The following is a 22,378-nucleotide window of genomic DNA, read 5'->3' on the forward strand; positions in this document are numbered from 1 at the left end:
TCCGCCGGGGGCGGCGCTCTCGCTTGTGCCCCCCTCCCCCGGGGCGCACGATGGCCCCGATGATGAGCCTCGCTAAGAGAAGTGACCGGATCCGTGGCTGAGGTCCCCGGCAACGTGGAGGCCGCTGCCTTCGACGCCGCCACGGCGGCGGTCGAGGCCGCACTGGCCGCCGGCGCCCGCTACGCGGACGCGCGGCTGGTCGACCGGCGGTACGAGTCGATGACCGCACGGGACGGTGACGTGCGCGCCCTCACCCAGACCACGTCGGCCGGGCTCGGCGTCCGCGCCCTCGTCGGCTCGTCGTGGGGCTTCGCCGCGCTGGGCGACCCCGCCGGCGACGACGACGCCCGCCGCACCGGCGCCCGCGCCACCGCGATCGCCGAGGCGTCGGCCGCCGTCCCCGGGCCTCCGGTGGACCTCGTCAGCGTCCCCGCCGTGCAGGGCGGCTGGGCCAGCGAGTGCCGGGAGGACCCGTTCGCCGTCCCGCTGGCAGAGAAGGGCGACCTGCTCACCGGCGTCACCGCGACCATGCGGGCCGCCGGGGTGGCCGTGGCGGAGGCCTCGTCACAGGCGTGGGACACCCGCACCGCGTTCGTCTCCAGCGAGGGCGCCCGGATCGGACAGCACGTCCGCGAGTGCGGCGCGGGCATGCACTGCCTGACCGTGGGGGACGGCGAGACCCAGCGTCGCTCCTACCCGGCCTTCCGCGGCCAGTTCGGCACCCGCGGCTGGGAGCTGGTCCGCGAGATCGACCTCCCCGGGCACGCCGACCGGATCGCCGCCGAGTGCCAGGAGCTGCTCACCGCGCCGTCCTGCCCCAGCGGGGACACCACCCTCCTGCTGGGCGGGGAGCAGATGTCGCTGCAGATCCACGAGTCGGTGGGGCACGCGATCGAGCTGGACCGCATCCTCGGCTGGGAGGCCGCCTTCGCCGGGACCTCGTGGCTGGACCTCGACCAGCTCGGCTCGCTGCGCTTCGGCTCGGAGCTGATGAACATCACCATCGACCCGACGATCCCCGGGGCGCTGGGCTCCTTCGGCTTCGACGACGAGGGGACGCCCGCCACGGCCCGCGACGCCGTCCGCAACGGGGTCTGGGTGGGCGTGCTCGCCGGCCGGGACTCCGCTGCGGTCGCCGGCCTGGGGTACGCCGGCTCGGTCCGCGCCGACGGGTTCGCCCGGCTGCCGATGGTGCGGATGACCAACGTCGGCCTGGAGCCCGGTCCGCACACGCTGGAGGAGATGATCGCGGCCACCGACGACGGCGTCCTGATGGAGCACAACCGCTCCTGGTCGATCGACGACCGCCGGCTGAACTTCCAGTTCGGCTGCGAGATCGGCTGGGAGGTGAAGCGCGGCCGTCGCGGTCGGATGCTGAAGAACCCCTCGTACACCGGCATCGGCCCGCGGTTCTGGTCCTCGCTGGACATGCTCGGCGGCAAGGCCCCCGGCGAGTGGCGCGCGTGGGGCACGCCGAACTGCGGCAAGGGCCAGCCCGGCCAGGTCGGGCACACCGGCCACGGCGCGGCGCCGGCCCGGTTCTCCGGCGTCCGGGTGGGGGTGCGCGGGTGACCGCCCTCGACTCGCTGGTGGCCGCCGTCCTCGACGAGGTGCGCCGGCAGGCCGGTGTCCAGGCGTCCGCGATCGTGCGGGCCGAGTCCAGCGCGCTGGCGCTGACCCGGTTTGCCGCGTCGGCCGTGCACCAGAACGTGGCCGACGAGCAGACCACGCTGCACCTGCAGCTCACCGTGGACGGCGGCCGGACGGCGACCGCGTCGACCACCCGGACCTCCTCGGCGCCCGACCTGGTGACCGCGACCCTCGCCGCCGCCCGGCTGCGCCCCCGGGACGCCGACTGGCCGGGGCTCGGCGGCTCCGCTCCCCTGGTGTCGTCGGGCAACCCGGACGAGGCCACCGCGCAAACCTCCCCCGCCGAGCGGGCCGCTGCCGTGGCCGCGTTCGTCGAGGCCGCCGGTGGGCTGAGCACCGCTGGCTACGTGCAGACGTCGGCGAGCACCGTCGTGCTGGCCGACACCGCCGGCCAGCACGTCCGCGGCGCGGCGACCTCGGCGGCGTGCGACGGCATCGCCCGGCTCAGCGGCGCCGACGGCGTGGCACGCTCGGCGTCCCGGCGGTTCGCCGACCTGGACCCCGCTGCGCTGGGTGCCCGGGCCGCGGCGAAGGCCCGGGCCGGGGTGGACGCCGTCCCGGTCGACCCCGGCCGCTACGCCGTAGTGCTCGAGCCGGCCGCGGTCGGTGACCTGGTCGCCGGCCTGGCGTCGGGCCAGTTCAACGGCAAGGCCGTGGTCGACGGCACCTCCGGGCTGCGGCTGGGCGAGCAGCAGTTCGACCGCGCGGTCTTCCTCGTCGACGACGCGGTCGGCCCGGACGCGACCGGCCTGCCCTTCGACACCGAGGGCACCCCTGCCCGGCGCACCGACCTGGTGCGCGACGGCGTGCCCGTCGGCCTGACCACCGACCGGCGGGTGGCCGCCACCCTCGGGAGCTCCTCGACCGGCCACGCGTCGGACACCTCGGCAACCGCCGGTCCGGTCGCGGGCGATCCCGCGCTGGCCGCCGCCGACGGCGGCTCGGTCGACGACCTGGTGGCTGGGCTGGAGCGCGGACTGCTGGTCAGCGACCTCTGGTACACCCGCGTCGTGGACCCCAAGCGGTCGGTGTGGACCGGGCTCACCCGCAACGGCGTGTGGCTGGTCGAGGACGGCCGGGTCGTGGCTCCGGTGAGCACGCTGCGTTTCACCCAGTCCTACCTGGAGGCCCTCGCCCCCGGCGCGGTCACCGTCGGCTCCGTGGTCGACCCGCAGCCCGGCCGGCTGACGATGACCTACGCGGGCACCAACCGCCTCGCCGTCCCCGCGCTGCGCCTGGCCTCCTGGAACATCACCGGCAACACCACCGGCTGACCCCCTCCCCCGGCGCTTTCCCGCGCTCAAGTACGCGCGCTTTCGCGCGCTCAAGTACGCGCGCTTTCGCGCGATCAAGTACGTGCCATCAGCCGAGGACGCCGGCGTCCGTGAGTGCGGTGCGGATCCGGTCGACGACGGCGTCCAGGTCGTGCAGGTCGAACGAGCTCAGCCGGATGACCTTCCACCCGGCGGCGACCAGACGCGCGTACCGCGCGTCGTCCTTGACGATCTGGTGCTCGTCGAAGTGGTACTCGCCCTCGTACTCGACGACCAGCCTGGCCTCGGGCCATGCGAAGTCCACCTGTCCCAGGAGAACGCCCTCGTGGACGACTTCGTACTGGGGGACGGGGTGCGGCAGCCCGGCGAGGTGACACGCCACCCGGACACGCGACTCCGGCGGGCTCATCGCTCGACCGTCGATGAGCGGCAGCAGGTTGCTGGCCCGCCTGCTGCCCCACTGACCGCGCCGTCGGAGGAACTCGGTCACGAGCGCAGACCCGGTGAGACCGTCCGGGTTCTCCCGCCCGTCCCTCAACATGCCGTCGAGAAGGGCGACCGCTGCCGAGGTCGGCTCGAGCGTCGCGACGTCCCACGCGGTGCGCGTGGCCGTGGTGAGGGGCACCCCGTCGTCCGCTGTCCAGGTCACCCGTCCGTCGACGTCTGTCCGGTGGACCTGCACTCCGCGGGGTCCGGTCCACCGACACTCATGCGGGACGACGACCAGGACGGGATCGGCGGACGAGGTGAAGGGCGCACCGAACCAGGCCGCTGCCGAGCGCCCGCCCAGAGCCGCCCCGGCCGGCATCAGCAGAGCAGCCGCGCGTGCCTTCAACCGGTGGTCGTGCCGGAGACCTGGATCCGCGTAGACGTTCCGCAGCACCCGGCGGTACAGACCCGACTCCAGTTGGCGCTTCGTCAGCACTCCCTCGGCCAACGCGTGGGAGCCGAGGAAGAGACCTCCGAGGAAACGTCGGTACGGCGTCACGGCCGCAGCGTCGCCCATCCGGCCACACCCGTGCGTCCGTTGTCCACAGCCCCGTACTTGATCGCGCGAAAGCGCGTACTTGATCGCGCGAAAGCGCTAGGGGCGGGCGAGGAGGGTGCGGACGGCGGGGAGGAGGGGGCGGTCGGCGGCGATCCAGGCCAGGTCCTCGAGCTCGTCGGCGGACAGCCACCGCAGCTCGGTGTGCTCGTGCGCGACCAGCTCCCCCGCCGCGATCCGTCCCGACCACACCCGCAGGGTCGAGGCCCCTGGGGCCCCGCCGGCGACGACGCCGTCCAGCGGCACCTCGCCGAGGAAGGTCTGCGGCTGCACGTGGACGCCGAGCTCCTCGGTGCACTCCCGGACCAGCGCGGTGAGGTCGGACTCCCCTGGCTCGACCTTGCCGCCGGGGAACTCCCAGAGCCCGGCGAGCGGACCGGACCCACGCTGGGCGACGAGCACCCGGCGCCGGTCGTCGACGAGCGCCGCGCCGACCACCTGGGTCACGTCCAGCGCCTTGCGCGCAGCTGCGGCGGAGAAGGCGTCCAGGTGCGCCTGCATCGCCCGGACGACGCGGCCGCGCAGCACCGCCCGGCCCACAGCGCTCCCGAGGGGGCCGGGCAGGGCGGTGTCCCAGTCGACGTGCTCGTCGACGCGCGTGCCGGCGCCGGTCGCGGAGAAGTGCCGGGTGTGCACCAGCGTCCGCCGACCGTTGCCGGGCGCGGCCCGGTAGACGTCCCGCCACGGCCGCTCGGACACGACCTCCTGCAGCGGGTGCCCCCAGGGGCGCCCGAGGGACCTCGCGACGTCGAAGGCCACGGTGAGCGGGGCATCCACCAACGTGGTGAACCTCAGCTGGGGCACGGGTCCAGCCTCGCAGACACGGCAGGATGGCCTCCGTGCGCATCTCAGCCCGGGTCGACTACGCGGTGCGGGCGGCCGTCGAGCTGGCCTCCGTCGCCCCCGAGTCCCTCACCTCCGACCGGATCGCGCAGGCCCAGGGCATCCCGGCGCGGTTCCTCCAGGCGATCCTCGGCGACCTGCAGCACGCCCGGCTGGTCACCAGCCAGCGTGGCCGGGAGGGCGGCTACCGGCTGGCCCTCCCCCCGTCGGAGGTGTCCATCGCCCGGGTCATGCGGATCGAGCAGGGCTTCCTGGCCGAGGTGCACGGCCAGCGGCCCGAGGACGTCGAGTACCCCGGCGCCGCCGCACCGCTGGCGCACGTGTGGGTCGCCGCCCGGGAGGCCTACCGGCGGGTGCTGGAGAACGTCACCCTCGCCGACGTCGTCTCGGGCGAGATGCCCCCGCAGGTGGCGGAGATGATCGAGCTGGAGAGCGCGTGGCGGTCCTTCGGCACCGCCGAGGCCGACTGACCCGGCCGAGCTCCCCTCCGCCCACACCCGGGCGGTGCCCGGGTGTGGGACCATCGAGTCGTGACGGACTGCGGCGCTCTCCTCGTGGAGCGCCTGCACGTCGACCTGGCGCGCGTCTCCAGCGCCGCGTGTCGCGCCCAGCGCTGACCCCGGCCCCGCTCCGCGCAGCCTCCCGAGCTGCTCCCCCGCACCTGGCCGCGTCGCGCACGCTCGGCGTGCCGGCGCAGATGGAGAATCCCTGACGTGTCCACCCCCACCCGCACCAGCACCCGGCCGCAGCGCGGTCAGGGCCAGTGGGCGCTCGGCTACCGCGAGCCGCTGAACCCGAACGAGCGGATGAAGAAGGACTCCGACGGGCTCGACGTGCGCCAGCGGATCATCGACATCTACGCGCACACCGGCTTCGACGGCATCGACCCCGGCGACCTGCGCGGGCGGATGCGCTGGATGGGCCTCTACACCCAGCGGGCGCAGGGCATCCCCGGCGGCAGGACCGCCGTGCTGGAGCCCGAGGAGCTCGAGGACTCCTACTTCATGATGCGGGTGCGCACCGACGGCGGGCAGCTGTCCAGCGAGCAGTTGCGGGTGCTCGGCACCATCAGCACCCAGTTCGGCCGGGACGTCGCCGACGTGACCGACCGGCAGAACGTGCAGTACCACTGGATCCGCATCGAGGACGTGCCGCAGATCTGGGAGCAGCTCGCCGCGGTCGGCCTGCAGACGACGGAGGCCTGCGGCGACACCCCGCGCGGCATGCTGAACTGCCCGCTGGCCGGCGTGCTCGCCGACGAGGTCCTCGACGCCAGCGACGTGATGGCCGCGACGGTCGCCCGGTACGTCGGCGACCCGGCGTTCAGCAACCTGCCGCGCAAGTGGAAGACGTCGATGAGCGGCTGCGTCGACCACTGCACCGAACCGGAGATCGACGACATCTCCTTCGTCGGGGTCCGCAACGCCGACGGCGAGGCCGGCTACGACCTGTGGGTCGGTGGCGGGCTGTCGACCAACCCGATGTTCGCCAAGCGGATCGGCGTCTTCGTCCGGCCCGAGCAGGTCACCGACGTCTGGGTGGCCGCGACCTCGATCTTCCGTGACTACGGCTACCGCCGGTCGCGGACCCACGCGCGGATCAAGTTCCTGATGGCCGACTGGGGCCCGGAGAAGTTCCGGCAGGTGCTGCAGGACGAGTACCTGCACGCAGAGCTGCCCGACGGGCCGGCCGCCGCGCCGGCGGTGCACGACCAGCGCGACCACGTCGGGGTCAGCAAGCAGAAGGACGGCGCCAACGCGGTCGGGTTCGCGCTGCGCACCGGCCGGATCAGCGGCTCGTTGCTGACCCGGATCGCCGACCTCGCCGCCGAGTACGGCACCCAGGGCGGCCGGGTCCGGACGACGACCCAGCAGAAGCTGGTGATCCTCGACGTCCCCGACGAGCGGGTCGAGGACCTGGTCGAGGCGCTGGCCCAGCACGACCTGCTGGTGCGGCCGAGCGCCTTCCGCCGCGGCACGATGGCCTGCACGGGGCTGGAGTTCTGCAAGCTCGCGATCGTCGAGACCAAGCAGCACGCCCAGGACCTGTACGCCGAGCTGGAGAAGCGGCTGCCGGACTTCGACGAGCCGATCGGGATCAACGTCAACGGCTGCCCGAACAGCTGCGCCCGGTTCCAGACCGCCGACATCGGCTTCAAGGGCATGATCGTCCGCAACGCCGAGGGCGAGAGCGTCGAGGGCTTCCAGGTGCACCTGGGCGGTCACCTGGGCGTGGACGCCGCACTCGGTCGCAAGCTCCGCGGCCACAAGATCACCAAGGACGAGACGGCGGACTACTGCGAGCGGGTGCTGCGCGGCTACCTCGACCGGCGGACCGAGGGCGAGAGCTTCGCGGCCTACGTGTCCCGGGCCGAGGACGACTGGCTGCTGTGACCGAGCCCACCCACGGAAGGCAACGGCAGGCGCCACCGTTCCACTGCCCGTACTGCGCGGAAGAGGACCTGACACCGCACGGCGACGACCCGGACGGCTGGCACTGCGGTGCCTGCCTGCGGACCTTCACCGTGCACCTGACCGGAACGGGAGTGCAGCGCCCATGACGATCGCCGTCGCGACGCCCACAGCAGAGCTCGCGGCCGAGGCCGAGGCACGCTTCGCCGGCGTCGCCGACCCGGTCGAGCAGGCGCTGGCCGTGCTGGCCTGGGCCGGGGACACCTTCGGCGAGGCCTTCGCCATCACCTCGAGCATGGCCGACGGCCTGCTGGCACACCTGGCCAGCCGGGCGGTCCCCGGCGTCAACGTGGTGTTCCTCGACACCGGGTACCACTTCGCCGAGACGATCGGCACCCGCGACTGGATCACCAGCGCCCTGCCGATCACGCTGCACAACATCACGCCGGCGCGCACCGTGGCCGAGCAGGACGCCGAGCACGGGCCGGCGCTGTACGAGCGCGACCCCGACCTGTGCTGCGGGCTGCGCAAGGTGCAGCCGCTGGCCGCGGCGCTGGCCGGCTTCAGCGCATGGGGCTCCGGCGTGCGCCGCGACGAGGCGGTCACCCGGGCCGCCACGAAGCTGGTCGACTGGGACGCCAAGCGCGGCATGGTGAAGGTCAACCCGCTCGCCGCCTGGACCCAGGACGACGTCGACGCCTACATCACCGAGCACCAGGTGCCGGTCAACCCGCTGCAGGAGATCGGCTACGCCTCCATCGGCTGCGAGCCCTGCACCCGCCCGGTGGCCCCGGGCGAGGACCCGCGCGCCGGGCGCTGGGCGGGCAAGAACAAGGTGGAGTGCGGGCTGCACCTGTAGCTCTGCGGGGGCCAGGATGGCCGGGTGCCCCGACCTCCGCGCCTGTCCCCCGACGACGTCGCCGCAGCACTGGGCGGGCTCCCGCTGTGGTCCGGCGGCGCCGACGGGATCGAACGCACCCTCGAGCTGCCCAGCTTCCGAGCCGCGGTCGAGGCGATCAGCGTGATCGCCGACGCCGCCGAGCTGATGGACCACCACCCGGACATGGACCTGCGGTGGACGAGGGTGCGGATCGCCGTCGTCACCCACTCGGCGGGCGGGCTGACCGAGCTGGACCTGGAACTGGCCCGGCGCGTGGACGCCCTCTACCCCGGGTCCTGACCACCCTGCGTCACGGCGCGCGCCGACGTCCGGCCGGCAGTCCGGCGCGCCGCCTGCCGCTCCGCCTCGCGAGTAGCTTCCGCCGGGTGACCACCACGGTTGGCACCACCGTCGTCGACAGCTATGCCCGGGCCTGGCTGGAGCCGGACCCGGTGGCCCGACGGGCGCTGCTGGAGCAGTGCTGGGCGGTGGACGGCGTCTACTGCGACCCGCTGAGCCAGGTGACCGGCCGGGACGGGCTCGCCGACCACATCGGCGGCTTCCAAGCCGGGCAGCCGGGCGCCCGCCTGGAGGTGGTCAGCGGCGTCGACGAGCACGACGGCCACCTGCGCTTCGCCTGGCAGTTGCGGGCGGCGGACGGCTCGGTGGCGCTCGAGGGCACGGACTTCGGGGAACTGGACGGCGACGGAGTGCTGCGCCGGATCATCGGCTTCTTCGGCCCCCTCCCCCCGGGTGGTCCGACGAGCTGACCCGACGCCGCCTCCACGGACGGAGGACGGCATGGCTGCGATCACGGTGCTCGGCGGCGGGGTGTGTGGGCTCGCGACGGCCATGGTGCTGGCCCGGGACGGGCACGAGGTGCGAGTGCTCGAGCGGGACGCCGCACCGGCCCCGGACTCCCCGGCGGAGGCGTGGGAGGGCTGGCGCCGGCCCGGGGTGGCGCAGTTCCACCAGGCGCACTTCCTGCACGCCCGTTCCGCCCGGGTCCTCGACGCGGAGCTGCCGGACGTCCGGGACGCCCTGCTCGCGGCCGGGGCGCTGCGCTACGACCCGCTGCGCAACGCGCCGCCGACCGCCGGCGTGCAGGAGCGGCACCCGGACGACGACCGGTTCGTCTCCGTGACCGCACGCCGGACGACGCTGGAGCAGGTGGTCGCCCGGGCGGCCGCCGACGAGCCGCGGGTCCAGGTCCAGCGGGGCGTCGAGGTGGACGGCCTGATCACCCGCCGGGTGGACGGCGCCGCGCTGGTGACCGCCGTGCACACCGCCACCGGCCGGCGGGTCGACGCCGACCTCGTCGTCGACGCGACCGGCCGCCGGTCCCCGTTGGCGGCATGGCTGCACGCGGCCGGGGACCGGCCGCCGTACCAGGAGGCGACGGACTCCGGGTTCGGCTACTACACCCGGTTCTTCCGGTCCCGGGACGGCGACCTGCCGCAGGTCCGGGCCAGCCTGCAGACCCCCGTCGGCACCTTCTCCCTGCTCACGCTCCCGGGCGACTGCGGCACCTGGTCGGTCACGGTGGTCGTCGACTCGCACGACCGGCCGTTGAAGGAGCTGCGGCACGAGGACGTGTGGACGGCGGTCGTGGCCGCCTGCCCGCGGCACGCCCACTGGCTGGACGGCGAGCCGCTCACCGGGGTGCTGCCGATGTCCGGGGTGCTCGACCGCTACACCCGGGCGGTGGTCGACGGCGTCCCGGTCGTCACCGGGCTGGCCGCCGTGGCCGACTCCTGGTCCTGCACCAACCCCTCGCTGGGGCGCGGCATCACCATGGGGCTGATGCAGGCGGCGTGCCTGCGGGACGCCCTCCGGGACGGGGTGGACGACGACCCGCGGACGTTCGCCGGACGCTGGGACGACCGTGTGGAACAGGAGATGACCCCCTGGTACCGGGCGACCCTGGCCGTCGACCGGGCGCGGCTGGCCGAGATGCGGGCGCTGCGGGAGGGCCGGGTGCCCGACCCTCCCCAGGGACGCGCTGCGCTGGGGCCGGCGCTGGGCCGGGCGGCCGGGCACGACCCGGAGCTGTTCCGCGCGCTGCTGGAGATCATCGGCTGCCTCGCCCTGCCGTCGGAGGTGTTCTCCCGGCCCGGCGTGGTCGAGCGGGTGCTCCAGGTGGCCGGCGAGCTGCCGCCGGCACCCACGCCCGGCCCCGACCGTGAGCAGCTGCTCCACCTCGTGGCCGGGGCGCCGGTGAGCTGACCGGCGACCCACCCCGCCAGCGGGGCGTAGACGTCGACGCGGTACCCGTCGGGGTCCGCGACCGTCGCGTAGCGCTGCTCCCAGGGAGCGTCGAAGGCCGCGGTCTCGACGGTGTGCCCGGCCGCCGCCACCCGGGTCACCAACCCGTCGACCTGCCCGGGCGTCGGCACACGGACGGCGAAGGCCGGGGTCTGCTCCGGGGCTCCGACAGTTCTCGCGCCGGGCGCCCCACCGCGGGACCGCCTCAGTCGGTGACCGGCAGCACGAGCAGCCGGAGCAGCCGGTCGGCCTCGACCTCCGGGTCTGCGGTGAGGCCGGTGTGCACCGGGCCCGGCTGGACGACGGTGCTGCGCGGCGCGGTGAGCCAGCGGAACCGCGAGCCGAGCGCCTCCCGCCCGGCGGCACCTGAGGCGACCGCGGCCGAGCACACGTCGGCGGACGCCTGCAGGGCTGCGGTGATCGCGGCCGGGTCGGCGGTCGGGTCCAGCGCGCGCAGCCGGTCGACGTCCAGGTGCACCCGAGAACCGAGGTAGTCCCGCTGCCGGCAGTAGACCAGCACGCCGGCGTTGAGCGACTCGCCCCGCTCGACGCGGGGCACGACCCGCAGCACCGCGTACTCGAAGGTGTCCTTCGGTGTTCCAGCGCGCGCCGTCATCGCTGGGTCACCCCCGCGGGCGGTGGCGGCCCCAGCCAGCTCGGTCGGTTCTGACCGCGCGGTGCGGTGCGCCGGCCGGCTCCCCCGGCGGCGGCCGCGGCCAGCACGCCGGGCAGCCAGGCGTCCCGGGCGGCCAGCCGGTCGAGCAGCTGGGTGACGTAGCGCACCCGGACGTCGTCCGGGGCGTCGTCGGGCGAGGGCCCCTCCAGCCACGCGTCGGGCACCTGGGCCAGCACGTCGGTGAGCAGCCGGCGGGTGACCAGCGGCGCCAGCGCGGCGTCGGCCGCGGCGACGTCCGGGTCGCACTCGATCAGCGCGTGCTGTGCCGCGTCGTAGGCGCGGCCCACCGCGGCCGGCGCGCCCGGCCAGTTGTGGTGGAAGGTCAGCGCGGCGCCGTGGTCGATCAGGTGCAACCGGCCGTGCCAGAAGAGCATGTTCGGGTTGCGCCAGGACCGGTCGACGTTGCCGATCAGCGCGTCGAACCAGAGCACCCGGCCGGCCAGCTCGGCGGAGACCGCGGCGACACCGGCCTCGAAGTCCAGCGCGCCGGGCAGGTAGTCCATGCCGAGGTTGACCCCCGCGGAGTTGCGCAGCAGCTCCTGGACCTCGAAGTCCGGCTCTCCGACGGCGAGCTCGGGCGCCACGTCGACGGTGACCAGCGCGGGGATCGGCAGCGCCAGCCGGCGGGCCAGCTCACCGCAGACCACCTCGGCGGCGAGCACCTTCACGCCCTGGCCGGCGGCACGCCACTTCACCACGTAGGTGCCGAGGTCGTCGGCCTCCATGAGCCCCGGCAGCGACCCACCCTCGCGCAGCGGGGTGACGTAGCGGGTGGCGGTGACGGGGGGGAGCACAGTGACCTGACCCTATGCGGTCCGCTGCGGCTGGAGCTGCACCTCCACCGGGCAGACGTGCGCCGGCGTGCCGACCACCCATCGGACGGCATCGGCGACGTCGTCGGGCTGGATCAGCCGGGACGGGTCGACCCCGGGCGCCCGCAGCCCCGCCCCGGCCGCGACGAGCCCCGGCGACAGCAGCGTGACGGCGACGTCCCGGTCCCGGACGTCCAGGAAGACCGAGCGCGCGAAGCCGGCCAGCCCGTGCTTGCTCGCCACGTACGCCGGGTTGCCCGCGAAGGCGCCGTGCGCGGCCGCCGAGCCGAGCAGCACCAGGGACGACGGCGCGGCCGCGAGCAGCGCTGGGAGCACACCACGGGTCACCCGCAGAGCCGCGGCCAGGTTCACCGTGAGCAGCTCGTCCCAGACGTCCGGGTCACCCTCGTCGGCCGGGGCCCAGTCGAACAGCCCGGCGGCGTAGACGACGACCGACAGCCGGTCGGGGAGCTCGGCCAGGGCGGCGTCCACCTCCCGCGGTGACCGCAGGTCGACCACGCGGGACCGCTCGGGCAGCCGACCGACGTCGCGGCCCCAGCCGAGGCAGTCGTGCCCCGCAGCGGTCAGCGCCCGGACGACGGCCGCGCCGATCGCACTGCTGGCACCCACCACCAACGCCGTTCCCATGCGGCGCCCGGTACCCCGGGTCCCGCAGACTGACCCGGTGGGAGTCCTCCGCCGCGCGACCCTCGAGCAGTTCGCCGACGCACCGTTCAGCTACCCCGAGGTCGGCGGCACCCGGGAGACCGGACTGCCGGGCGGCTACGACCACGTCGAGCGCGAGCACCTGATCGGCGCCGGCCGGGCGGACTTCGACCGGGCGGCCGCGGCGGTGTTCCGCTGGACCGCCCAGCGCGGCGCGGGACTCCGGGTCCAGGCCAGCGGCCCGGCGAGCACCCCGGGCACCGTCGTCCTGATGACCGCCGGGCTGCGCCGGCTGGGCCTGGACATCCCCTGCCGGGTGGTGTGGGTGGTCGACGAGCCGGACCGGCGGGGCTTCGGCTACGGCACGCTGCCCGGCCACCCGGAGAGCGGCGAGGAGTCCTTCGTCGTCTCACTGCGGCCGGACGGCTCCGTCATCTACGAGCTGCGCGCGTTCTCCCGGCTGGCTGACCGGTTCGCCCGGCTGGGCGCACCGGTCGGCCACCGGGTGCAGACCCTCGCCCTGGACCGCTACGTCGCCGCGATGCGCAGGGCAGCCCGGTAGGGACGGGTACGGCCTCCGTGCAGGGTGGGGGCGCGGAGTCCTCGTTCAGACGCCGGGCTCGGACCGGGGCCGGTCGTCCTCGCGCCGCTCGTCGCCGATCGCCACACCGAGAGCGGGGTTCGCCCGCTCCTTCAGCACGGTGTGCGGCGACTGGAAGAACCGCAGCAGGGTGACCAGCAGGACGCCCCCGACGATGTTCCCGACCGCCGCGAACCCCGCCGTCTGCGCCCACTGCAGGTAGCCGAACGGCGCATGCCCGGTGTGCAGCGCGGCGAACATCAGCAGCGAGTTCACGACGGCGTGGTTGAGCTGGGCACCGGCGAGCAGGAAGCCCCCGGTGACCGCCGGCACCAGGCGGACGCCGGCCGACTCGGTGGTGTGCTGCATCCAGGTCATCAGCGTGATCACCGCGCCGCCGATGACGGAGAGGCAGAAGGCCTTGGTGCCCAGGCCCAGGTCGACGTAGAAGCTGCCCGCCTTGATCGCGGTCTCCGCGAACTGGGGGAACCCCTTCATGATCAGGTAGGTGAACAGCCAGCCACCGGCCAGGTTGGCCACCAGCGTCCCGATCCACAGCCGCAGCAGCATCCGGGCTCGGGCCTGCCGGGCCATCACGGTCATCACCGGCACCAGGAAGTCCTCGGTGAACAGTTCGCTGCGGGCCAGGGTCAGCGCGATGAACCCGATCGTGAAGGCCAGGCCCGCCAGTACCACGCTCTGCGTCTCGTGCTCGACGAAGAGCAGCGCGAGCACGCCGGTGCCCACGTCGATCCCGCCCAGCACGCCGGTGGCCAGCAGCGGCCAGGTGCGCCGGGAGATCCGCCGGCGGCCCTCGTCGATCGCCCGGGTGACCGTCTCCTCGACCGGCTGCTCGGCTACCTCGGGGTCCTGCTCGGGGTCGGCGCCCACGCCCGGTCGCGACTCCACCCCGTCCTCGTCCCGCGCACGTGCCTGCGTCATGTCCTCCGGATACCCGGCCGACAGCGACGGAACCGGGCCGGACCGTGACCCTCCCGGTCAGACGTCGCAACGCACCAGCGGGACGGCGGCCAGCACCCACACCCCCCTCGTCGAGCCGGGGCCGCGGCAGGTGGTTGCTCTGCGCCAGCCCGAGCAGGTGGGCGCGGGCGGTGCGACCGGGGTGCCGCGCCCGCGGGTCGATCAGCGCGCCGACCGCGCGCATCGGGCGTCGAGCTCTGCGTACGCGACGCCCAGCACGGTCGCCGTCCCGCGGTCGGCCGGGCGAGGCCCAGGACGCACCGCACCGTCGTCGTCTTGCCGGAGCCGTTGGGCGCGAGGAGACCGGTGACCCGGCCCGGCCCGATCCTCACCCTCAGGTCGTCGACCGCCGTCCGGGCGCGGTAGCGCTTGGTCAGCCCCTCGATCTCGATCACAGACACCTCCGGCGGCCAGCCCAGCAGATCGCCGGCGGCCGCCGGCGGCGGACACGCGGTGGCCCGGCTCAGCCGAGGGCGGGCACCGTGGTGACCGGGTCGCCGTCGGCGGCAGCGGCGAGCGCCGGCACGACCTCGTCCAGCAGGTAGGGCAGCGACAACGGACTGCCGTAGCCCAGCGCCGCGGACACGGCGCCGGAGTAGCTGCCCAGCAGGACCGTCCGGCCCTGGGTGACGACGTCGAGACCGGAGAACAGGGTGTCCGCGGCGGCGTCGGCCTCGGTGTACCCGTTCACCGCCAGGACGTCGGCCTCGAGCAGGTCCAGCCGCTCCTGGCTGACGTCGGTGCTGGTCTCGGGGACGGTGAAGCCCAGGTCGGTGAAGAACTGGGTGCGCAGGTCGTCCTGGCCGAGCGCGTAGTGGCCCGAGCCGACACCGGTGAGGTCCACGGCGAGGCTCGTCCCGGCGAACGAGGGGTTCGCGCTGATCGCCTCGGCGAACTGGCCCTCGACGTCGTCCACGAGCCGCTGGGCCTCGTCCTCCTCGCCCAGCGCCTGGCCGGTGAGCAGGGTCTGCTGCTGCCAGGGGGTGGCGCCGTCGGCGTACTCGTCGGTCTGCGCGAGGGTCGGCGCGATGCCGGAGAGCTGGTCGTAGACCGCCTGGTCCATGTAGGAGTAGACGCCGACGATCAGGTCGGGTCGCAGGGCGGCGACGGCCTCGACGTCGACCTCCTCGCCACCGACGGTCGGGATCTCCCCCGCCCCGGCGAGCTGCTCCTGCGCCCAGGGCCGCTTCGTGACGTCGTAGTCACCGAGGTTCTCCCGGACACCGACCGGGGTCACGCCGAGGGCCAGCACGAAGTCCGCGTCGTTGAAGCCGACCGTGACCACGCGCTGCGGCTCCCCGGGGATCTCCGTGGTGCCGAACGCGTTCTCGATGCTCAGCGGGAAGGTGCCCTCGGCCGACGATCCGGCCGGCGCCGGTGGTTCGTCCTCCGCGCCGCCGCAGGCAGCCGGGCCGGTGATGACGGCGAGCGTCCCCATCAGTACGAGGGCACGACGGACGGTACGGCGGGGCACGGCGACTCCTGGGTGATCGTGGGAAGCAGAGGATAGCCTGCCCTAACTTCACCCTCCGAGCTGTACCCGGCAGCCGACCCGCGGCCCGCACAGCGCCCACCCAGCCGCCACCCAGGGTGACCGCGCGCCGCCCCCGCCGACGGGCGTCGACCGGGCACCCGACCGGGCACGGACCCGCCCCTACCGTCAGCCCGATCTCGCACCCTGCACCCCACGGAGGTGGCCATGAACCGGCGGCTGGCAGGACTCACCCTCACCACGGCAGCGCTGGCCCTGGTGCCCGCGACGGCGCTTGCGGCGCCCGGGCACGGCGGGCACGGGACCCCCTCCCCCGGGGCGCCGGGCATCGGCGACCCGTACTACCCACTGGACGGCAACGGCGGGTACGACGTCGACCACTACGACCTGGACCTGCTCTACGACCCCGCCACCGACGAGCTCACGGCCACCGCGACCATCGAGGCCGTCGCCACCCAGGACCTGTCGGCGTTCGACCTGGACCTGCAGGGCCTGACCGTCGACGCGGTGCGGGTCGACCACGCCCCCGCCGGCTGGACCCGGGAGGGCGGCGAGCTGGTCATCACCCCGCACCGGCCGGTGTGGGAGGGGCACGAGTTCACCACCGTGGTCCGCTACCACGGGGTCCCGGAGACCATCCAGGACGCACTGGGTGCCTCCGGGTTCCTGCACACCGACGACGGTGCGGTGGTGGCCGGGCAGCCCGACGGTGCGGCCACCTGGTTCCCGTCGAACGACCACCCGCTCGACGCGGCGTCCGTGTCGGTCAGCGCGACCGTGCCCGAGGGGCTGGAGGCGGTCTCCAACGGCGTGCTCGAGGACCAGCGCACCCGGCACGGCTGGACCACGTGGCGCTGGCAGGCGGCCGAGCCGATGGCGACCTACCTGGTCACCCTGGCCGTCGGGGAGTTCGACCTGCGGGCCTACGAGGTCGACGGCGTCCGCTACTGGGACGCCCTGGACCCCGACCTCTTCTCCCCCGTCGAGGGCGGCCCGCCGCCGGGTGAGGTGGCCTCGGCGTCCTTCGCCCGGCAGCCGGAGATCATCGACTGGCTCGGCAACTACTTCGGGGACTACCCGTTCCAGGCCGCCGGCGGCATCGTCGACGACACACCGGACCTGCAGTTCGCGCTGGAGACGCAGACCCGCCCGGTCTACGGCTCGGTGTTCTTCACCGACCAGGTGTCCGGTGACAGCGTGGTGGTGCACGAGCTGGCCCACCAGTGGACCGGCGACCTGGTGCGGCTCGCGGCCTGGCAGCACATCTGGCTCAACGAGGGCTTCGCCACCTACGCCGAGTGGATGTGGCAGGAGCGTGCGGGGATCTTGACCGTGCAGCAGCAGTTCGACGAGCTCGCGGCGCTGCCGGCCGACTCGGACCTGTGGGTCGGCGCCCCTGGCGACCCGGGGCCGGCCATCGAGGACCTGTTCAGCACGGGGGTCTACTCCCGTGGGGCGATGACGCTGCACGCGCTGCGGCTGCAGGTCGGGGACGAGCTGTTCGCCACGATCGTGCGGGAGTGGACGGCCCGCCACGCCGGGGAGGCGGTCACCACGGCGGACTTCATCGCGCTCGCCGAGGAGGTCTCCGGACAGCAGCTGGACGAGCTGTTCCAGACCTGGCTGTTCACGCCGGGCAAGCCCGCCGTCCTGGGCTGAGCAGCACGGCGGCCCCGCTCCTCCGGGGAGCGGGGCCGCCGCCGTTCAGCGCTTGGGCGAGTCCAGTGCGGAGGGGCCGAACTTCTCCACCCGCACCGACGTCGGCGGGATGCCCAGCCCGACCAGCAGCTGGCTGGCCGACTCGGCGAAACCGGCGGAGCCGCAGACGAACGCGGTCTGCCCCTCCTCCCAGAGCGGCAGCAGGTCCATCGCGGTCAGCCGGGCGGCCGGGCGGATGCCGTGCGCCTCCCGGGTGGTCACGATCAGCGCGCCGACGTCGGCCAGCTCGTCGGCGTAGGGCAGGTCGGCCAGGGTGCGGGTCGACACGGCCACCCGCAGCAGGTCCAGCCGGCCGAGGTCCCGTGCGTGCCGGACCATCGCCACCAGCGGGACGACGCCGGTGCCACCGCCGACCAGCAGCGCCGGGGTGGCGCCGTCCCAGACGAACCAGCCGCCGATCGGGCCCCGGACCTCCAGCTCGTCACCGGGCTCGACGACGTCGACCAGGTAGGGCGAGACCTCACCGTCGTCGAGCCGCTCGACGAAGAGCTCGACGAGCGGGTCGGACGGCGGCGAGGCCACCGAGTAGGAGCGCTGCGCGGTGTACCCGTCCTCGGCGGTCAGCCGCACGACGTAGTGCTGCCCGGGCAGGTGGGCGACCCGGTCGTGGACGTCGAAGCGCAGTTCCACCGACCGGGCGACCGGACGGCGCACACCGGCCACCGTCGCCGTCCGCCAGCCACCCGCCGGTGCCGCGGCACCGCTGGGCGGGCCGCCCCCGGCGCCGAGCGGGGTGGCGGCGGGGCCTCCCTCGAGCGGCTCGGCGCTAGTCACCCTGGTACCGCTGCTGCTTCCACGGGTCGCCACGGTCGTGGTAGCCGTTCTGCTCCCAGAAGCCCTGCTGGTCGCGCTTCATCACGGTGATCCGGCTGATCCACTTGGCGCTCTTCCAGAAGTACAGGTGCGGCACCAGCATCCGCACCGGTCCGCCGTGCTCGGCGGTCAGCGGCTTGCCGTCGAACTCCCACACGATCCAGGCCTTGCCGCCGGTGACGTCCTCGATCGGCAGGTTGGTCGTGTAGCCGGTCTTGGACGTGGCCATCACGAACCGGCCCTCGGCGGTCGGCTGGGCGACGTCGAGCAGCGAGTCGACGCTGACGCCACCGAAGACGGTGTCGAACTTCGACCAGGTCGTCACGCAGTGGATGTCACCGCGGTACTCGGCGCCGGGCAGCGCGTGCGCCTCGTCCCAGCTCCAGGTCGTCGGGTTCGCCACCTCGCCGTCGACGGTGATGCTCCAGGTCTCCGGGGTGATCCGGGGCGTCGGCTCGGCGGTGAGCACCGGCCAGTCACCCCCCACGTCGTACTGGCCGGGGGGCAGCCGCGGGTCGCTGGCGGTACGGCGGCGTCCGAGGAAGCCGCGGGTCGGTCCGGGCACGTCTCTGGTCCTGTCTGCAGGGCCCCTCCGGGGCACTCGACTCGGTCACGGACGATGTTCCCGCACCCACGGTCCCGTTGTCTGTAGGGGTCGGGGAACACCGGGTGACGCCACCTCGTTGGCCGGACGGGAGAACCCGCAGGTGAGGGTCGCCTTACATGAGGTGTGTCACGACCGGTTCACCTGGGTGTCACGTGTGTCGTGGGCTTACCGTGGCGCTGTGGCGACAGTGACGACGCAGCAGGCTCCACGCACGACCCGGAAGCCCGGGAAGTTCAGCAACTCGGTGGTCAAGAAGGCCGTCATGGCGGTCACCGGGATCATCATGATCCTGTACTTGATCGCGCACATGATCGGCAACCTGCACGCGTTCCAGGGCGCCGAGGAGTTCAACGGCTACTCCCACTGGATCCGCACGATCGGTGAGCCGGCCGTGCCGGAGCAGACGACGCTGTGGATCATCCGGATCGTGCTGCTGGTCTCCGTGGTGGCGCACTTCTGGGCGGCGATCTCCCTGTGGCGCCAGGCCCGGCGGGCCCGGCCGGTGCCCTACGCGACCAAGAAGCGCGTGCAGCAGAGCTTCGCCTCGCGCACGGTCCGCTGGGGCGGGCTCATCCTGGCGCTGTTCATCATCTGGCACATCCTCGACCTCACCTTCGGTGTGGTGAACCCGGCCGGCACGGACACGACGCCCTACGACCGGCTGATCGCCAGCTTCTCCAACATCCCGATCACGCTGTTCTACGTGGTCTCGATGATCCTGCTGGGCCTGCACCTGCGGCACGGCATCTTCGCCGCCACCCAGACGCTGGGGCAGACCAACAAGCGCCGCGAGCGCGCGGTCAACGGGATCGCCTACGCGGTGTCCGCGGTGATCACCCTGGGCTTCATCCTCGTGCCGCTGTCCATCGCGTTCGGCCTCATCGACTGACGGAGTCATCAGCCATGCCACTCGAGCTCTTCACCGTCGGCGAGCCGATCGCCGACACCAAGGCCCCCACCGACGTCCCCGTCCCGCAGATGTGGGACGAGCGCAAGTTCCGTGCCCGGCTGGTCAACCCGGCCAACCGTCGCCGGCTGTCGGTGATCGTGGTGGGCACCGGCCTGGCCGGCGGCTCGGCCGCCGCGACGCTGGCCGAGGCCGGCTACCGGGTCAAGAACTTCTGGTTCCAGGACAGCCCCCGGCGCGCCCACAGCGTCGCCGCCCAGGGCGGTATCAACGCGGCCAAGAACTACCGCAACGACGGCGACAGCGTGCACCGGCTGTTCTACGACACGGTCAAGGGCGGCGACTTCCGCTCCCGGGAGTCCAACTCCTACCGGCTGGCCGAGGTCAGCGCCGCCATCATCGACCAGGCGGTCGCCCAGGGCGTGCCCTTCGCCCGTGAGTACGGCGGCCTGCTGGACAACCGCTCCTTCGGTGGCGCGCAGGTCTCCCGGACCTTCTACGCCCGCGGCCAGACCGGCCAGCAGCTGCTGTACGGCGCCTACCAGGCCCTCGAGCGGCAGATCGGCCTCGGCAACGTGGAGACCCACGGCCGCACCGAGATGCTCGACCTGGTCGTCGTCGACGGCCGGGCCCGGGGCATCGTCGTCCGGGACCTGATCACCGGGCAGATCAGCACCCACCTGGCCGACGCCGTCGTCCTGGCCTCCGGCGGGTACAGCAACGTCTTCTACCTCTCCACCAACGCCAAGGGCTCCAACGTCACGGCGGCGTGGCGGGCGCACAAGCGGGGCGCGCTGTTCGCCAACCCCTGCTACACGCAGATCCACCCGACCTGCATCCCGGTCAGCGGCGACTACCAGTCGAAGCTGACGCTGATGAGCGAGTCGCTGCGCAACGACGGTCGCGTCTGGGTGCCCAAGGAGCGGGGCGACGACCGCGACCCGCGGCAGATCCCCGAGGACGAGCGCGACTACTTCCTCGAGCGCAAGTACCCGGCCTTCGGCAACCTGGTGCCCCGCGACATCGCCTCGCGCCAGGCGAAGAACGTCTGCGACGAGGGCCGCGGTGTCGGGCCCACCGGGCTGGGCGTCTACCTGGACTTCAGCGACGCCATCGAGCGGTTGGGCCGGAGCACCATCGAGTCCAAGTACGGCAACCTCTTCGACATGTACAACCGGATCACCGGCGAGGACGCCTACGAGACCGGGATGCGGATCTACCCCGCGGTGCACTACACGATGGGTGGCCTGTGGGTCGACTACGACCTGGAGTCCAACATCCCCGGTCTGTTCGTGATCGGTGAGGCCAACTTCTCCGACCAGGGCGCCAACCGGCTCGGTGCCAGCGCGCTGATGCAGGGCCTGGCCGACGGCTACTTCGTGCTGCCGAACACGCTGGCCAACTACCTCGCCGACGGGCCGTTCCCGAAGGTGGCGGCCGACCACCCGTCCGTGGTGGAGGCCGAGACGGCGGTCCGCGCGCAGACCGAGAAGCTGCTGTCGATCAACGGCACCCGCACCGTCGCCTCGTTCCACCGCGAGCTCGGCCGGCTCATGTGGGACCTGTGCGGCATGGAGCGCTCCGACGAGGGCCTGCGCAAGGCGCTGGACCGCATCCCGGAGATCAAGCACGAGTTCTGGACCAACGTGAAGGTCTCCGGCGAGCAGGGCGTGTTCAACCAGAACCTGGAGCACGCCGGCCGGGTCGCCGACTTCATCGAGCTCGCCGAGCTGATGTGCGTCGACGCCCTCCACCGCAACGAGAGCTGCGGCGGGCACTTCCGGGCCGAGAGCCAGACCCCCGAGGGTGAGGCCCTGCGCGACGACGAGAACTTCGCCTACGTCGCCGCCTGGGAGTACACCCCGGACGGGACCCCGCCGGTGCTGCACCGCGAGGCCCTCGAGTACGAGTACATCCACCTCGCACAGCGGAGCTACAAGTGAACTTGACCCTCAAGATCTGGCGGCAGGTCAGCCCTGCCAAGAAGGGCAAGATGGTGAGCTACCACGTCACCGACGTCTCGCCCGACATGTCCTTCCTCGAGATGCTCGACGTGCTCAACGAGAAGCTGATCCTGGACGGCGACGACCCCATCGCCTTCGACCACGACTGCCGCGAGGGCATCTGCGGCTCCTGCGGCCTGATGATCGACGGTGTCGCGCACGGCCCGGAGCAGGCGACGGTGTGCCAGCTGCACATGCGGTCGTTCTCCGACGGCGACGTCATCGACATCGAGCCGTGGCGCTCCGGTGGCTTCCCGGTCGTCAAGGACCTCGTCGTCGACCGGTCCGCCTTCGACCGGATCATCTCCGCCGGTGGCTTCATCAGCGCGCCCACCGGCACGGCGCCGGAGGCGCACGCCACCCCGGTGCCGAAGAAGGACTCCGACGCCGCCTTCGACGCCGCCACCTGCATCGGCTGCGGCGCCTGCGTGGCCGCCTGCCCGAACGGCTCGGCGATGCTGTTCACCGCGTCGAAGGTCGCCCACCTCGGCCTGCTCCCGCAGGGCCAGCCGGAGCGGGACGAGCGGGTGCTGCGGATGGTGGGCCAGCAGGACGCCGAGGACTTCGGTGGCTGCTCCAACATCGGCGAGTGCTCCGCGGTCTGCCCGAAGGGCATCTCGATGGAGACCATCTCCCGGCTGAACCACGACCTGCTCGGCGCCCTGCGTGCAGGAGCAGTCCCTGCGAGTTGAGGAAGGACCCCGTCCTCCTCATCCCTCGCGAGCTCGGGACGAGCCTCTGGACGGGGCCGTTC

Annotated in this window: 24 protein-coding genes and 2 pseudogenes; 15 read left to right on the plus strand and 11 right to left on the minus strand. The window is 73.4% G+C overall.

The genetic code is table 11. The annotated features are described in order from the left end of the window. Nucleotides 1-93: 93 nt before the first annotated feature. The 3 genes and pseudogenes from FHL79_RS07875 to FHL79_RS26440 all read left to right on the plus strand — a co-directional run. Nucleotides 94-1,572 carry a TldD/PmbA family protein gene (locus FHL79_RS07875; protein ID WP_246080500.1) on the plus strand — a complete coding sequence of 493 codons (1,479 nt, stop codon included), beginning with the start codon at nt 94-96 and terminating at the stop codon, nt 1,570-1,572. Further along, the gene (locus FHL79_RS07880; protein ID WP_138758061.1) at nt 1,569-2,924 is read left to right on the plus strand and encodes a TldD/PmbA family protein; all 1,356 of its coding nucleotides are present in this window, start codon (nt 1,569-1,571) and stop codon (nt 2,922-2,924) included. Before FHL79_RS07875 ends, FHL79_RS07880 begins: the two co-directional genes overlap by 4 nt. Before the next feature lie 24 nt (nt 2,925-2,948). Continuing rightward, nucleotides 2,949-3,038, plus strand: a pseudogene (locus FHL79_RS26440) (hypothetical protein); the annotation flags it as partial. Here the strand turns inward: FHL79_RS26440 and FHL79_RS07885 are convergent. Both FHL79_RS07885 and FHL79_RS07890 read right to left on the minus strand, forming a co-directional pair. Continuing rightward, a complete protein-coding gene (locus tag FHL79_RS07885; RefSeq protein ID WP_171058074.1) occupies nt 3,013-3,912 on the minus strand; it encodes an endonuclease domain-containing protein in 900 nt (299 codons plus the stop codon). The pseudogene FHL79_RS26440 and the gene FHL79_RS07885 overlap by 26 nt on opposite strands. A 96-nt stretch (nt 3,913-4,008) precedes the next feature. Beyond that, nucleotides 4,009-4,773, minus strand: a complete 765-nt coding sequence (locus tag FHL79_RS07890) for an NUDIX domain-containing protein (protein WP_138758063.1) — start codon at nt 4,771-4,773, stop codon at nt 4,009-4,011. 26 nt (nt 4,774-4,799) lie between these two features. Here FHL79_RS07890 and FHL79_RS07895 point away from each other — a divergent pair, with 26 nt between their 5' ends. From FHL79_RS07895 to FHL79_RS07925, 7 genes are all read left to right on the plus strand, one after another. Then, nucleotides 4,800-5,282: an RrF2 family transcriptional regulator gene (locus FHL79_RS07895; protein ID WP_246080502.1), complete on the plus strand. Its 483-nt coding sequence runs from the start codon at nt 4,800-4,802 to the stop codon at nt 5,280-5,282. 60 nt (nt 5,283-5,342) lie between these two features. Next, nucleotides 5,343-5,429: a putative leader peptide gene (locus FHL79_RS26445; protein ID WP_369333688.1), complete on the plus strand. Its 87-nt coding sequence runs from the start codon at nt 5,343-5,345 to the stop codon at nt 5,427-5,429. A 96-nt stretch (nt 5,430-5,525) separates the two neighbouring features. Further along, nucleotides 5,526-7,205, plus strand: a complete 1,680-nt coding sequence (locus tag FHL79_RS07900) for a nitrite/sulfite reductase (protein ID WP_138758065.1) — start codon at nt 5,526-5,528, stop codon at nt 7,203-7,205. Between the two features lie 163 nt (nt 7,206-7,368). Continuing rightward, the gene (locus tag FHL79_RS07910; RefSeq protein ID WP_138758067.1) at nt 7,369-8,082 is read left to right on the plus strand and encodes a phosphoadenylyl-sulfate reductase; all 714 of its coding nucleotides are present in this window, start codon (nt 7,369-7,371) and stop codon (nt 8,080-8,082) included. Between the two features lie 24 nt (nt 8,083-8,106). Continuing rightward, nucleotides 8,107-8,403, plus strand: a complete 297-nt coding sequence (locus FHL79_RS07915; protein ID WP_138758068.1) for a 4a-hydroxytetrahydrobiopterin dehydratase — start codon at nt 8,107-8,109, stop codon at nt 8,401-8,403. Nucleotides 8,404-8,489: 86 nt separating this feature from the next. Continuing rightward, a complete protein-coding gene (locus FHL79_RS07920) occupies nt 8,490-8,873 on the plus strand; it encodes a nuclear transport factor 2 family protein (RefSeq protein WP_138758069.1) in 384 nt (127 codons plus the stop codon). A gap of 31 nt (nt 8,874-8,904) precedes the next feature. After that, nucleotides 8,905-10,329 (plus strand): FAD-dependent oxidoreductase, encoded by a 1,425-nt coding sequence (locus FHL79_RS07925; protein ID WP_138758070.1) that lies wholly within the window; start codon nt 8,905-8,907, stop codon nt 10,327-10,329. A gap of 92 nt (nt 10,330-10,421) precedes the next feature. Here FHL79_RS07925 and FHL79_RS26450 read toward each other — a convergent pair. The 4 genes and pseudogenes from FHL79_RS26450 to FHL79_RS07945 form a co-directional block, all read right to left on the minus strand. Beyond that, nucleotides 10,422-10,577: pseudogene (locus FHL79_RS26450) on the minus strand (hypothetical protein); the annotation flags it as partial. Continuing rightward, complete coding sequence (locus FHL79_RS07935) at nt 10,574-10,984, minus strand: DUF3037 domain-containing protein (protein WP_138758071.1); 411 nt, start codon at nt 10,982-10,984, stop codon at nt 10,574-10,576. The gene FHL79_RS07935 and the pseudogene FHL79_RS26450, both read right to left, overlap by 4 nt. Continuing rightward, a complete protein-coding gene (locus FHL79_RS07940; RefSeq protein ID WP_138758072.1) occupies nt 10,981-11,838 on the minus strand; it encodes a HipA family kinase in 858 nt (285 codons plus the stop codon). The genes FHL79_RS07935 and FHL79_RS07940 overlap by 4 nt, the downstream gene beginning before the upstream one ends. A gap of 12 nt (nt 11,839-11,850) precedes the next feature. Next, on the minus strand, nt 11,851-12,504 hold the full coding sequence (locus tag FHL79_RS07945; protein ID WP_138758073.1) for an SDR family oxidoreductase: 654 nt from the start codon (nt 12,502-12,504) through the stop codon (nt 11,851-11,853). Nucleotides 12,505-12,541: 37 nt separating this feature from the next. Here FHL79_RS07945 and FHL79_RS07950 point away from each other — a divergent pair, with 37 nt between their 5' ends. Next, nucleotides 12,542-13,084, plus strand: coding sequence for a DUF1990 domain-containing protein (locus FHL79_RS07950; protein WP_218938372.1), 543 nt, complete (start codon nt 12,542-12,544; stop codon nt 13,082-13,084). A gap of 45 nt (nt 13,085-13,129) precedes the next feature. Here the strand turns inward: FHL79_RS07950 and FHL79_RS07955 are convergent, their stop codons facing one another. From FHL79_RS07955 to FHL79_RS07965, 3 genes are all read right to left on the minus strand, one after another. Beyond that, nucleotides 13,130-14,044 carry a formate/nitrite transporter family protein gene (locus FHL79_RS07955; protein WP_138758075.1) on the minus strand — a complete coding sequence of 305 codons (915 nt, stop codon included), beginning with the start codon at nt 14,042-14,044 and terminating at the stop codon, nt 13,130-13,132. Further along, nucleotides 14,041-14,484 carry an ATP-binding cassette domain-containing protein gene (locus FHL79_RS26455; RefSeq protein WP_171058075.1) on the minus strand — a complete coding sequence of 148 codons (444 nt, stop codon included), beginning with the start codon at nt 14,482-14,484 and terminating at the stop codon, nt 14,041-14,043. Before FHL79_RS26455 ends, FHL79_RS07955 begins: the two co-directional genes overlap by 4 nt. Before the next feature lie 62 nt (nt 14,485-14,546). After that, the gene (locus FHL79_RS07965; protein WP_138758076.1) at nt 14,547-15,521 is read right to left on the minus strand and encodes an iron-siderophore ABC transporter substrate-binding protein; all 975 of its coding nucleotides are present in this window, start codon (nt 15,519-15,521) and stop codon (nt 14,547-14,549) included. Between the two features lie 261 nt (nt 15,522-15,782). On the opposite strand from FHL79_RS07965, the gene FHL79_RS07970 reads away from it, so the two are divergent. Continuing rightward, nucleotides 15,783-17,234 carry a M1 family metallopeptidase gene (locus tag FHL79_RS07970; RefSeq protein WP_138758077.1) on the plus strand — a complete coding sequence of 484 codons (1,452 nt, stop codon included), beginning with the start codon at nt 15,783-15,785 and terminating at the stop codon, nt 17,232-17,234. 45 nt (nt 17,235-17,279) lie between these two features. Here the strand turns inward: FHL79_RS07970 and FHL79_RS07975 are convergent, their stop codons facing one another. Both FHL79_RS07975 and FHL79_RS07980 read right to left on the minus strand, forming a co-directional pair. Continuing rightward, nucleotides 17,280-18,068, minus strand: coding sequence for an FAD-binding oxidoreductase (locus FHL79_RS07975; protein WP_246080505.1), 789 nt, complete (start codon nt 18,066-18,068; stop codon nt 17,280-17,282). After that, the gene (locus FHL79_RS07980) at nt 18,061-18,672 is read right to left on the minus strand and encodes a sulfite oxidase-like oxidoreductase (RefSeq protein WP_138758078.1); all 612 of its coding nucleotides are present in this window, start codon (nt 18,670-18,672) and stop codon (nt 18,061-18,063) included. The genes FHL79_RS07975 and FHL79_RS07980 overlap by 8 nt, the downstream gene beginning before the upstream one ends. 220 nt (nt 18,673-18,892) lie before the next feature. Between FHL79_RS07980 and FHL79_RS07985 the strand changes: the two genes are divergently transcribed. The 3 genes from FHL79_RS07985 to FHL79_RS07995 are packed head-to-tail and all read left to right on the plus strand — an operon-like array spanning nt 18,893 to nt 22,316. Beyond that, on the plus strand, nt 18,893-19,603 hold the full coding sequence (locus FHL79_RS07985; RefSeq protein WP_138758079.1) for a succinate dehydrogenase cytochrome b subunit: 711 nt from the start codon (nt 18,893-18,895) through the stop codon (nt 19,601-19,603). A 14-nt stretch (nt 19,604-19,617) separates the two neighbouring features. Beyond that, nucleotides 19,618-21,564, plus strand: coding sequence for a fumarate reductase/succinate dehydrogenase flavoprotein subunit (locus FHL79_RS07990; protein WP_138758080.1), 1,947 nt, complete (start codon nt 19,618-19,620; stop codon nt 21,562-21,564). Next, nucleotides 21,561-22,316, plus strand: a complete 756-nt coding sequence (locus FHL79_RS07995; RefSeq protein WP_138758081.1) for a succinate dehydrogenase/fumarate reductase iron-sulfur subunit — start codon at nt 21,561-21,563, stop codon at nt 22,314-22,316. The genes FHL79_RS07990 and FHL79_RS07995 overlap by 4 nt, the downstream gene beginning before the upstream one ends. Nucleotides 22,317-22,378 lie beyond the last annotated feature (62 nt).

Origin of the sequence: Modestobacter altitudinis, assembly GCF_005930475.1 — a bacterium.
GTDB lineage: Bacteria > Actinomycetota > Actinomycetes > Mycobacteriales > Geodermatophilaceae > Modestobacter > Modestobacter altitudinis.

Coding starts and splice junctions, on each gene's coding strand:
- FHL79_RS07990 (WP_138758080.1), top strand. CDS start 19,618: ATGCCACTCGAGCTCTTCACCGTCGGCGAGCCGATCGCCGACACCAAG.
- FHL79_RS07970 (WP_138758077.1), top strand. CDS start 15,783: ATGAACCGGCGGCTGGCAGGACTCACCCTCACCACGGCAGCGCTGGCC.
- FHL79_RS07935 (WP_138758071.1), bottom strand. CDS start 10,984: ATGACGGCGCGCGCTGGAACACCGAAGGACACCTTCGAGTACGCGGTG.
- FHL79_RS07955 (WP_138758075.1), bottom strand. CDS start 14,044: ATGACGCAGGCACGTGCGCGGGACGAGGACGGGGTGGAGTCGCGACCG.
- FHL79_RS07895 (WP_246080502.1), top strand. CDS start 4,800: ATGGCCTCCGTGCGCATCTCAGCCCGGGTCGACTACGCGGTGCGGGCG.
- FHL79_RS07965 (WP_138758076.1), bottom strand. CDS start 15,521: ATGGGGACGCTCGCCGTCATCACCGGCCCGGCTGCCTGCGGCGGCGCG.
- FHL79_RS07945 (WP_138758073.1), bottom strand. CDS start 12,504: ATGGGAACGGCGTTGGTGGTGGGTGCCAGCAGTGCGATCGGCGCGGCC.
- FHL79_RS07925 (WP_138758070.1), top strand. CDS start 8,905: ATGGCTGCGATCACGGTGCTCGGCGGCGGGGTGTGTGGGCTCGCGACG.
- FHL79_RS07910 (WP_138758067.1), top strand. CDS start 7,369: ATGACGATCGCCGTCGCGACGCCCACAGCAGAGCTCGCGGCCGAGGCC.